This is a genomic window from Niallia sp. FSL R7-0648, from assembly GCF_038007005.1.
GTDB classification, from domain to species: domain Bacteria; phylum Bacillota; class Bacilli; order Bacillales; family Cytobacillaceae; genus Niallia; species Niallia circulans.
Window position 1 is genome coordinate 174,743 of record NZ_JBBOWE010000001.1, and the last position, 10,289, is coordinate 185,031.

12 protein-coding genes and 1 pseudogene are annotated in these 10,289 nt (G+C 34.1%); 10 read left to right on the plus strand and 3 right to left on the minus strand.

Annotated elements, in window-relative coordinates; all coding sequences use genetic code 11:
- Positions 1-37: 37 nt before the first annotated feature.
- Entirely contained in the window at positions 38-946 is a 909-nt protein-coding gene (locus tag NSQ89_RS00895) for a LysR family transcriptional regulator (protein WP_082810077.1), read from the minus strand.
- 125 nt (positions 947-1,071) lie between these two features.
- Between NSQ89_RS00895 and NSQ89_RS00900 the strand changes: the two genes are divergently transcribed.
- Positions 1,072-2,115, plus strand: a complete 1,044-nt coding sequence (locus NSQ89_RS00900; protein ID WP_341132082.1) for an aspartate-semialdehyde dehydrogenase — start codon at positions 1,072-1,074, stop codon at positions 2,113-2,115.
- A gap of 685 nt (positions 2,116-2,800) precedes the next feature.
- Here NSQ89_RS00900 and NSQ89_RS00905 read toward each other — a convergent pair.
- Together NSQ89_RS00905 and NSQ89_RS00910 are read right to left on the minus strand one after the other, a co-directional pair.
- Positions 2,801-3,895, minus strand: a complete 1,095-nt coding sequence (locus NSQ89_RS00905) for a GerAB/ArcD/ProY family transporter (RefSeq protein ID WP_235850134.1) — start codon at positions 3,893-3,895, stop codon at positions 2,801-2,803.
- 194 nt (positions 3,896-4,089) lie between these two features.
- Positions 4,090-4,486 (minus strand): annotated as a pseudogene (locus NSQ89_RS00910) (ATP-binding cassette domain-containing protein); the annotation flags it as partial.
- Positions 4,487-4,856: 370 nt separating this feature from the next.
- Between NSQ89_RS00910 and NSQ89_RS00915 the strand changes: the two are divergent.
- From NSQ89_RS00915 to essB, 9 genes are all read left to right on the plus strand, one after another.
- Positions 4,857-5,225: a YwqH-like family protein gene (locus NSQ89_RS00915; RefSeq protein ID WP_047941693.1), complete on the plus strand. Its 369-nt coding sequence runs from the start codon at positions 4,857-4,859 to the stop codon at positions 5,223-5,225.
- Positions 5,226-5,314: 89 nt separating this feature from the next.
- A complete protein-coding gene (locus NSQ89_RS00920; protein ID WP_047941692.1) occupies positions 5,315-5,599 on the plus strand; it encodes a DUF5344 family protein in 285 nt (94 codons plus the stop codon).
- On the plus strand, positions 5,596-7,023 hold the full coding sequence (locus tag NSQ89_RS00925) for an LXG domain-containing protein (RefSeq protein WP_341132083.1): 1,428 nt from the start codon (positions 5,596-5,598) through the stop codon (positions 7,021-7,023). The genes NSQ89_RS00920 and NSQ89_RS00925 overlap by 4 nt, the downstream gene beginning before the upstream one ends.
- 30 nt (positions 7,024-7,053) lie before the next feature.
- On the plus strand, positions 7,054-7,362 hold the full coding sequence (locus tag NSQ89_RS00930) for a DUF4176 domain-containing protein (RefSeq protein WP_047941690.1): 309 nt from the start codon (positions 7,054-7,056) through the stop codon (positions 7,360-7,362).
- Positions 7,362-7,703 (plus strand): hypothetical protein, encoded by a 342-nt coding sequence (locus tag NSQ89_RS00935; RefSeq protein WP_341132084.1) that lies wholly within the window; start codon positions 7,362-7,364, stop codon positions 7,701-7,703. The genes NSQ89_RS00930 and NSQ89_RS00935 overlap by 1 nt, the downstream gene beginning before the upstream one ends.
- A 19-nt stretch (positions 7,704-7,722) precedes the next feature.
- Complete coding sequence (locus NSQ89_RS00940) at positions 7,723-8,268, plus strand: hypothetical protein (RefSeq protein ID WP_341132085.1); 546 nt, start codon at positions 7,723-7,725, stop codon at positions 8,266-8,268.
- 131 nt (positions 8,269-8,399) lie between these two features.
- On the plus strand, positions 8,400-8,693 hold the full coding sequence (locus NSQ89_RS00945) for a WXG100 family type VII secretion target (protein ID WP_047941688.1): 294 nt from the start codon (positions 8,400-8,402) through the stop codon (positions 8,691-8,693).
- A gap of 79 nt (positions 8,694-8,772) precedes the next feature.
- Positions 8,773-9,012, plus strand: a complete 240-nt coding sequence (locus NSQ89_RS00950) for an EsaB/YukD family protein (protein ID WP_047941687.1) — start codon at positions 8,773-8,775, stop codon at positions 9,010-9,012.
- Between the two features lie 14 nt (positions 9,013-9,026).
- On the plus strand, positions 9,027-10,253 hold the full coding sequence (essB, locus tag NSQ89_RS00955) for a type VII secretion protein EssB (RefSeq protein ID WP_047941686.1): 1,227 nt from the start codon (positions 9,027-9,029) through the stop codon (positions 10,251-10,253).
- Positions 10,254-10,289 lie beyond the last annotated feature (36 nt).

The following is a 10,289-nucleotide window of genomic DNA, read 5'->3' on the forward strand; positions in this document are numbered from 1 at the left end:
CTTTTTATGATTTTTCTATGTCATCCAGTTCTAGGATTTAATCATACAGTATATTGCTCTTCTTTTTTAATATACTAAGAAAAGACTGTAGCACTGGAGATATCCACCTGGATTTATGATAAATCACATTACTTTTAATAAGTTGTGATGATTCAATTGGCTTAAAGATTAATTCGTTATTGTTACAATTTTCTTTCACAACAATATAAGGGAGAATAGCAAGGCCCAACCCGCACAAAACTGATTGTTTAATAACTTCAATACTTGAACTTTCAAATGTTTTGTCAGGCATCTGTCCACTCATACGTATGTAGTTATCCACCATGGTTCTGTACCCACAATTTCTCTCTGTATAGATAAATTGATAATCCTTTAATATCTTTAATGGATTATCACATAAAGCTAAGTCAGCCGGTAAAACCCAACCTAAGGTCTCATCAAACAAAGTAGTCGTAATGAACTCATCGTATTCCATTGATTGTCCAATCAAAAAAATTATATCTGTTTCTCCATCTCTCAGCTTCTTAATTGCTTGTTCATTTGTTCCCGTGTCAAGTATAATATTCACTTTAGGATTTATTTGTTTATATTTTTTTAGGATATTTGGTAAACGGTAGACAGCTAGAGATTCATTCGCAGTAATAGTAAGCGTACCTTCAGGATGATTGCTGTCTTGTGGGATTTCTTGTGCTTTTTCATAAATCGCAAGTAACTCTAACGCATAAGGATGAAAATAATGCCCAGCTTTTGTTAAAAGTATTTTTTTTCCTAACCGATCGAAAAGGGGAGATTGTAAGTCGTTCTCCAAAGCCTTAATATGCGTTGTTACAGTGGATTGTGCATAGTCTAATTCGCGCGCTGCTTTTGAGAATCCACCATATTTAACGACAGCACAGAAAGTCTTAACATGTCTCATTTCCATAGTTAAACCTCTTTTTAGTATCATAATTTATGAATGATTATATCATATATTTCAATTTATCAAATAATAACTCTTCCATTATAGTAAGAGTAGGAATAAAGAAAAAAATCTATTCCACTTCTAAAATTGATTATCGGAGGAGAAATAATATGAGGAAAAAGAGCTATCATATCGCTGTTGTAGGTGCTACTGGTGCAGTTGGCCAGAAAATTATTAACTTGCTGGAGAATATAACTCAATTTGATATAAATGAAGTCACTCTTCTTTCATCGAAGCGATCTGCTGGTAAGAAAATTTCTTTTAAAGGTCGAGAAATCATAATTAAGGAAGCGAAGGAAACAAGCTTTAAGGATGTTGATATTGCATTTTTTAGTGCAGGCGGAGAAGTTTCAAGACAATTGGTAAGATCCGCGGTCGATAGTGGCGCAGTTGTGATTGATAATACTAGCGAATATCGTATGTCAACTGAAGTTCCACTTGTTGTTCCAGAAGTGAATGCACATACACTTATTAAACACAAGGGTATTATTGCAGTACCAAATTGTTCTGCTTTACAAATGGTAACAGCACTTCAGCCGATTAGAAGATTATTTGGTTTAGAGAGAATTATTGTCTCAACATATCAAGCTGTATCAGGAACTGGAATACATGCAATCAATGAGTTAAAAAATCAATCAATGAAATTACTTGCGGGCGAAGAGGTTACCGCTTCTATAATGCCTGCAAAAAAAGATAAAAAACATTATCCAATTGCTTTTAATGTAATACCGCAAGTAGATGTATTTACTGAAAATGATTACACCTTTGAAGAGGTAAAGATAATTCAAGAAACCAAGAAGATATTTGAAGATTCTAACCTAAAAATGGCTGCCACTTGTGTCAGAGTGCCAGTTGTAAGTGGGCACTCTGAATCTGTTTATATTGAATTGGAACGAGTAGCAACTGTTGATGAAATAAGAAATGTGTTATCTTCGGCACCAGGCGTTATTTTGCAGGATTCTCCAAGTAATCAACTATATCCAATGCCTATTTATGCAGCCGGAAAAACAGAAACGTTTGTTGGAAGGGTTCGAAAAGATCCTGACAATCCATATGGTTTCCACCTATGGATTGTATCAGATAATTTATTAAAAGGGGCTGCTTGGAATTCAGTCCAGATTGTATTGACAATGGTCGAAAAAGATATCATTTGATCTCAGCCTACTTGAAATGGAACAATATAAACAATAGCAGCATCAGAATCTCTTTAATTGTATAGTTTAAATAAAAGATTGAATTGGGAAAAATCCTCTTAAAGACTCGATTAGATCAAAATTAACTAGGAATTAAGTAAAAAATCTACTAAGAGAAGTATTTCACTTGGTATAGAAATATCCCCTGAATCTAATTGTGATTTAGGGGGTGTTTTTGCTTTTCTCTATTCAACTAACCTTTTAATGAAAGAAAAATTTAAAAACAACTATATTACTCTTTATTGTAAATTAAACAACTATATTATTTCTGATATTTGTAATCTGAAACTTTCAGTTAAGAAACAATATGATAATTCATTCCTAACTAAAAGGCATGTAAGAATGTATGGTTGAAGTTGCGAAGAGTTGAAACATCCATTATAACCATGAAAGAATTCTGCCCACTTGACCACATTTTAACTTTTTAAATTTGAAATAGAACGAAACATATTTTCTAAAGTTTGAGTCAAATACTGAGAATGAACATTAGAACGTACGTTTGCTTTGGGCTATGAAACTCAAACCCAAAACGGCGCACGTCGAATGTGTGGCACAATTATCGTTGATATAACAGCCTTTTTATGCAAGGTATGTACACATTGACCACATCCCCTGCCAATATAACTTTTCAAAAAAGGATACTTGTCTAAGCATCCTTTTTCTTTTTTATTAAGGCTAATACCATAAATAAGCTCGGAAGAAGAAAAAATAAAGGTAAGCTTAAAAAATAAGGAACTACGGTTTTTGATTCAGTAATATGGTCAGAAAAGTTTATGCTAATAAAAGATGAACAGATGGTTAAAATACACATCATTGGAATGACTAATACGCGATAAGGGAGCTTAAAGATATATTCCAGCCCCTTTAAGGCAGCAAAGGAAAAAATACAAATTTTAATTACTACACCTAATGCAATAATAAATATGGCGAATGCATCTACCCTTTGTAAGAAATCACCTATGCTAATTAATCTGGTTGCACTTACAAGAGGAAAAGTACTGCGAGATGCAATAGATGGTCCTAAGGAAGTTGTGACAATGAATGTACCTACTGTTAACCAGAATCCTGATGAAAGGACAGAATAAATTAGTGTGTGTCTTGCATATTGTTGTTTAGGTAAATGAGAAAATAAAAATGTTAAGGCAAATAATTGAGCATATGGTCTGATGAGCTCATATGGGAAAATGGTATTTAACAAGGGCTTAACCCCTGTAGCTAAAATAGGCGTAACTCGCTCTAATTTTATGTCATGATTACCAAATAATAGAATGGTCACAAGGATAATAAAAAGAATAGCGTATGGTGTAAATACTTCTGTTACTCTTCCAAGGACTTCCACCCCTAAATATATGATGTATGTAAGGATAATCACCAAGCTTAAGCTGCAGACTTCTATCGGAGTGTTAGGGAGAATAAAGGTTGTAACCAATTCTCCAAAATCACGAATAACCCTAGCTGCTAAATAAAAAAAATAGAGTGTATAGATATATGTAATAAAAATAGAAATGGGACGATTTAATATGTATTCAAGCATTTCGGAAAAATGTTTATTGGGCAATATTTCTTGGAAATGGTAATAAAATAATGCGATGAAAATGCCAATAATGGAAGAGCATAAAACAGCAATCCAGGCATCCTGTTTTGCATTTATCCCAATCCCGATAATAAGAGAACTCCCCAAATTAAATCCAATAACAATGTGGAATAATTGGTTTAAAGAAATTTTTTCTTTTAACACCATTTTCGAAACTCCCTTTAGGAATATAACTTCTAATCTATTTTATCATTGGTTAAAATCCTGAAAGTATTCCTATATATTGAAATTGTAAGTGTTTTTTTGCCGGCATATGATCGAACGAACTCAATATAGCCATCTATGATGATTCATGGTATTACAAATGGAAGGATGGTTTAGCTGGAACCCTTATCTTTTATTTAAAATACTTGCGTTGTCCATCCTCACAATTCCAAATATCAGTCGCGATTTTATGATAGAAATCAGGTTTGTGGGATACCATTAAGATGCTTCCGTGATATTCCTTTAAAGCACGCTTCAATTCTTCTTTTTTGTGCATCTACATATAATTGACTGGCAGCTTCGTTTAGTATTAATAAATTCGTTTCTAGGTTTAAAATTTTGCACAAGCTGACCTTGGCTTTTTTCTCCACTAGAAAGGACTTCGATTTGTTCAATATGCTTTGTTGTTAATCCACATTTTGCTAGAGCAGCACGGACTTCCGCTTGATTCATACTTGGAAATTCGCTCTAGATCTCTTCGGAAAAAGTGTTATAGTTGGACTCTTTCACTTCTTGCTCAAAGTAACCGACATGGATTGGTTCCTGCTTTTTTGATTAATAGGAAGGATAACTATACCAATTGACCTATTTTTCACTTTTTGGTTTAAAATGTGTTTAAAACTAAAAAGACAGGGTATTGGAGAAAAAACGGAATTTATTTACAGATTGAGCTATCAGCAAGCAATTAGGCTATTAGATACTTACCTATACAGAGATTCTAAGTCAATTTGATGCTATTTACCTAAGATGAATATGGAATAATTAGATAATTTTTATCATTATTCCATATTTTAGGTATGCTACAATGAAAAAGATTGAAAAAAGAAGGGGGTTTAAGAGGCGTCATCACGTAAAAAAAATACATAGTTATTAAGACGAATAGCACCAGAAAGGGTGATCTTACTTGTCTATATTCTATTATTATGGGTTGTTGCAAGAGAAGGAAGACCAGCTTCGCAGACTAAAGAATGGGAAATCTGATCTGCAGGCTATTAAACATGAAATGACAAGTTATAGTGATAATGTTGTCAAGCCAGATTTATCAGCTTCAACTTGGCATGGGACATTAGCTGTAGAATTTGAAAATATAAGAACAAAGGGAGCTTTTCAACAATATCAAGATATTGAAATAAAACAGTTACCTAATAGGCTTTCGGAAATCAGCGAAAAGATTAACAGTCTGCAAAGTGAAATGAGCAGCATAAGACATACTATCCATGAACTCGAAGAAGAAAGAGAAAAGGAAATGAGAAGAAGACAGGAAAAGAATTAGATGAAATTATTCTTCTTAAATGAGAGCATTTCCTGCAGATAATTTTATTTATTTTTTCTAAATTCTAGTAGTAAAGTTGTGGTGAAAATATGGGAGAAATAAAGTTTGATTATAGTGGGATAGAAAGTGTTTTAAAAAAAATGGATACTAACATAACTGCATTTCAAGCAAATCTGCCAGAAAATAATGCTAAGAATAATAAGTTAGATTTATTAACGGAACTAGAAGAAGTGAATGCATCATTTGTAAAAATAATAAATGAATATAAAACCCTTTTGCTGAAAAATGCCAGCACAGTAAGAAGTTCTGTAACATTGATGAGGGAAACAGATGAAGCACTGAGAGATGCTATTTCTTCAGAGGTACTAAGATGAAAGTATTAGAGGTTGCAAGTCTAGAAGAGTATTTAAGCCAAACAATAAAATCCTTTAATGAAAAGGTAGAGCAGATTCATTCTTTAGAGCAATCTGTGATGGAACTAGTAGGTTTGGATGGTTCCTTTCAAGGAAAAGGTGCTGAATCGATTAAATTCTTTTATGAATCTAGTCATAAGCCTTTTCTAGTGAAACTAAAACAAGTTATTCAAGATTATCAAGAAAAAATATCTCAATGCAGAGAGGCAATACATTCTTTTGAGCCAAATGAAGATGGAGTTATTCGGCAGGAGTTTTTACAGGGAGAGCTTTCAGAGCGCTTAACGTCCGTGCAAAACTATACAAATGATGTCATCGCAGATGGAAATAGCGTAATGGAAAAGATCGCCGATATTATTTCTTTAGCTAGTCTTGATGAGTCCATGTTTAATAGCGAGATTAAAACTGCTAAAGACAAAATAGAGGAAACCATTGATCAGCTTGAAACCATAGATCGGCAAAATGCTGATTCCTTTAATGAAATAAAAAGTGAATTAGCAATCATGCAAAGTTATTTATCAGAGCTAAACACAAAAGTTAACTTTAATCCTGAACTGATTCGTCATTTCAGTCCATATAACCTTTTAACAAGCACTAGCCATTTTTTATTGGTTTCTAGTATAAAGCCATCTAACAGCGGATTTGAAAGTAAACCTCCTTATTGTACCGATTCCTCCCAATCCATCTTTCTATTAGATGCATATGGACAATATCCATATAGCTGGCTGGGATTAAATTATACTCCATCAGAGAAGCAGGAAGTAGAGAAGGTAATTAATGAGGACGGATTTCTAGTCGGAGACAAAGTAACAAAAGGGGATCTTTCTGCAGAAGGCGGACTTGGAAAGATAGAAAATGACTGGTCTGGTTTCGATGACTTGAAAAATGGAAGTGGCCAGCTTGGCGGCGCTAGTTCTTTCAGTGGCATTCATGTTGGCATAGAACACGATACAACTATTCTGGATAGTAGCTTCAGCCAAGATATTCTATTTGCAGAAGGCCAGGCAAGTATTGGGGGGAGCAGTATTCTGCCGATTGCTAAAGCAGGCGGAGCAGTTTATACAGCACAAGTAAAATCTCAGATAGATAAAGAGGTTGACTTTGTAGGAAGCACTGGATTAGAAGCAAAAGGGGAAATTTTAAAAGCCAATGCCTTTGCCGGGGTTGATGGCAGTTCCGTTGGTCTTGGAGCAAAAGCTGCCGTTGCGGAAGGAGAAGTCTCTGGCATAGTGCCAATCCCTTTTACAGACTATACGATTAAAGGAACTGTAGGAGCTTCTGCTTTTGGAGTAGGTGGAGAGGCAAAAGTAGGTAAAGAAATTGTTCTCGACCTTCGCTTGCTATTAGGAGTAAAGCTGGGCATAAGTTTTGAAAAAGAGGAATAAAGAAATTTATTAGTAAAAGGAGAAAGTACTATGTCACAAGAGGTCAACTCATTAATCATTGATAAAGGAACTGAATTATTACCAATTGGAACAATTGTATTGCTTGACATATTTTCACAGCCTTTGATGATTTATGGGAGAATGCAGCAGCAAGCAGAAAAAAACAAAATTTGGCAATATGTGGCATGTCCTTATCCACAAGGACATATTTCTGATGAAACCAATGTTTTTTTCAATCATGAGCAAATCAAACAAGTCATCTTTAAAGGGTTTGAATCAGAGGGAGAAAAATTAATGAGAGAAAAGTTAAATTCCTTGCATCTAAGGGATGAAAAGTGATGAAAAAGATAGTTAGCTTTTTTTGGGAACCATATCACATTATATGGTCTGAATTTCATTATTTAGCTAATTTGAAGAAAGATTCAGGAACAAATACAAAGGAAAAAGGCAGAATAGCTCAGCTACAGGTCTTTAATGCTCTGCTCCTAGTAATCTACTCGCTATTTTTAGTCAGTTTCTTTGTCTATATCATTTTGCTTTTTGTCGTAAAGCTTTATGCATTATCAGGAATTATTGTCGGTCTGTTGATGATGACCATTATTAAATTGGTGCAAAAGAAGAAGTATCTAAAACGCCGTAATGCTTTCATAAAAGATGATCCTAGATTGATAGAATCATAGAATAGAGAGGTATCGCATCTTGACTAAATTATTTTACAGCATAATTACTGTAGTATTGATGCTTGTTGGCTGTAGCAATGATTCATCTACTTCAGAAAGGCAAGAGACAAAGGGAAATGTTAATAAAGAAGAACTTTCTTATAAAGACACACAAGGGGAAATTGTGGACTTTATTAATAATGACATCCAAAAAATAGTAACATATGAAACAGAAGCGAATCAGCAATTAGCGACCGTTTCTGGTGATAATTACAATTCCGATGAGGAATTATATGAGGTGCTGACAAGTAAGGTAATTCCTACTTATGAAAAAGCTGTTAACGAAGCGAAGGAACTTCAAGTGTCTGCTGAAGAGCTAGAGCCGATGAAATCAAAAATCAAAGAAGCGACTAGCACGTACTATGAAGCTTTAATACTAGAGAAAGAGGCACTAGAAAAGAAGGATAAAGGACTTATTGAAGAATCAAATAAAAAAGGACAAGAATACATTGTACTAATCAATAGCTATCATGAAGATATGAAGAATTTGGCAAGTAAATATGAAATTGACTACCAGCCAAATTAATTTTCATGCCATTAATAGATTATAAATAGTTAGTTTATAAATTTAATTAAGTTTAAAAGATTATTTAATTGTGGTAACTGCATAATGTCATTCATTGTGTGTTATATATATAAAATAAAAGGAGAGATAATATGTCAGGAATCATTCGCGTTACACCAGAAGAATTAGTAGGTATGGCCAATCGCTATTCTAGTGAAGGAAGTCAAGTGGGAGATCAAATTTCTCGCTTAGACAACATGATTCAAGAATTAGAAAGCATGTGGGAAGGTCAGTCAAGCAGAGCGTTTAGCGAACAATATCAATCGTTAAGACCATCATTTGTAGACATGCAGCAGTTGCTTGAAGAAATTTCTTCTCAATTAAACAGTACAGCAAAAGCATTGGAAGATGCAGACGCTCAAATTGCAAATCAGATTCGAGGATAAGATTGGAAGATAGAATATGGTTTATTTAAGAGCGCTTTTCTACAAATGGAGGCGCTCTTTTCTTTTAAGAGGTGATGACATGTACATTGAGGTAACGGTAGATCTTTCCAAATATAATGGAGAATATTTAGAACTTCGACTCTCTAATTATCATACAGTGAAGAAGTTAGTGGATATTGCCTGGAAGACAACTAACAGGCTAGATACACCAAGAAACGGATATTGGATAAAGGTAATGAATAAAAAGAGAGTTTTTTCTGGAGAAAAGCGGTTAGCAGATATCGGAGTAATGACAGGCGACAAGATTCAAATATTATAAAGGAGACAGCAAGTATGTCAAATGAACATGTATCATATATGGAAAAAAAGCTGGATGCTGTTATCCAGAAGGAAGACCAGCGAATTATATTTAATTTTCAAATTGAGAAAATTAAGCTGAATCATTTGCTGGAAGCAGCGTTTTTAGAAGAAATAGATAGCCAAGTTAAAAGAAAGCTTAATAAACAGGAGGATTTATTACAGATAGAGGTTCAATTGCCTAAGTCTTTTATTTATAATCAAGGAATCTTCTCTTTGAAAAAAAAGGAACAATACATAATTGCTCATCAATTGCTTGAAAATGTCCGCAATCACTCCTTATCCCGTCTTCATTTATTTATATGTCCAGAAAATATTGCTGTCGATCAAGGTTTGGCGCCTTATTTCCTCCATTATGGAGTGAAAGAAAGTATTCCTCCATATGAAGACAATAGGGAGGAAGAATGGCTGCAGCTGAAAGCAATGACAGCAGCATTGATTGATAATCAATATTCTTTTGAACAATATATTGCCTATTATGAAACATTGAAATTAAGTGAAGCAGCAGCTGAGATTATGAAAGCAAATAATTATGATGATCTGCAAGCTGTTCTTGATCAAGCTTTTTTACAGGAAAAAGAGGAATATGAACAGTTGGTCGAACTTCCGAAAAATAAGTGGAAACGGATGAGATATGCCATTTGGGCAACTAGCATTTTATTAGTACCAGCAATTATTTACTCTATCTATACCCTGTTTTTTCTCCAGCCAAAACATAACCATATATTAGACGCCCATCAACACTTTTTAGCGGATGCTTACAGTGATGTAATCAATAGCCTTGAATCATATGATATTGATAGTTTGCCGACTGTTGCGCAATATGAATTAGCAACAGCCTATATATCTGGTGCGGACTTATCCGATAAACAAAGGGATATTGTAAAAAATACAGTTACTCTTCAATCTGATTCTAATTATTATGAATACTGGATTAATATTGGAAGAGGGGATGCCGAAGCTGCCTTGGAGAATGCTCGCTTTCTAGAAGATCGCAGTCTTATCATGTATGCTTTGCTAGAGTATCAGGCTCAAGTTCAGAGAGATGATTCGCTCACCAGTAAAGAGCGTCAGCAACAAATCGATGAAATTGAAAATGAGCTAAATAAATATGAGCAAGATATGAAAGAAGAATCTTCACAAGAGGATACTCTTCTGAAAAATAATCAGACAACAAAAGATCAAGGCCAGAATCCTAAATAAAGAAGAAAGCATCAAAATAATAATTGGAACAATTGC

Excerpts from the sequence above, each read along its gene's own strand:
- NSQ89_RS00895 (WP_082810077.1), bottom strand. The coding sequence starts at position 946 with ATGATACTAAAAAGAGGTTTAACTATGGAAATGAGACATGTTAAGACT.
- NSQ89_RS00900 (WP_341132082.1), top strand. The coding sequence starts at position 1,072 with ATGAGGAAAAAGAGCTATCATATCGCTGTTGTAGGTGCTACTGGTGCA.
- NSQ89_RS00905 (WP_235850134.1), bottom strand. The coding sequence starts at position 3,895 with ATGGTGTTAAAAGAAAAAATTTCTTTAAACCAATTATTCCACATTGTT.
- NSQ89_RS00920 (WP_047941692.1), top strand. The coding sequence starts at position 5,315 with ATGGGAGAAATAAAGTTTGATTATAGTGGGATAGAAAGTGTTTTAAAA.
- NSQ89_RS00925 (WP_341132083.1), top strand. The coding sequence starts at position 5,596 with ATGAAAGTATTAGAGGTTGCAAGTCTAGAAGAGTATTTAAGCCAAACA.
- NSQ89_RS00930 (WP_047941690.1), top strand. The coding sequence starts at position 7,054 with ATGTCACAAGAGGTCAACTCATTAATCATTGATAAAGGAACTGAATTA.
- NSQ89_RS00935 (WP_341132084.1), top strand. The coding sequence starts at position 7,362 with ATGAAAAAGATAGTTAGCTTTTTTTGGGAACCATATCACATTATATGG.
- NSQ89_RS00945 (WP_047941688.1), top strand. The coding sequence starts at position 8,400 with ATGTCAGGAATCATTCGCGTTACACCAGAAGAATTAGTAGGTATGGCC.
- NSQ89_RS00950 (WP_047941687.1), top strand. The coding sequence starts at position 8,773 with ATGTACATTGAGGTAACGGTAGATCTTTCCAAATATAATGGAGAATAT.
- essB (WP_047941686.1), top strand. The coding sequence starts at position 9,027 with ATGTCAAATGAACATGTATCATATATGGAAAAAAAGCTGGATGCTGTT.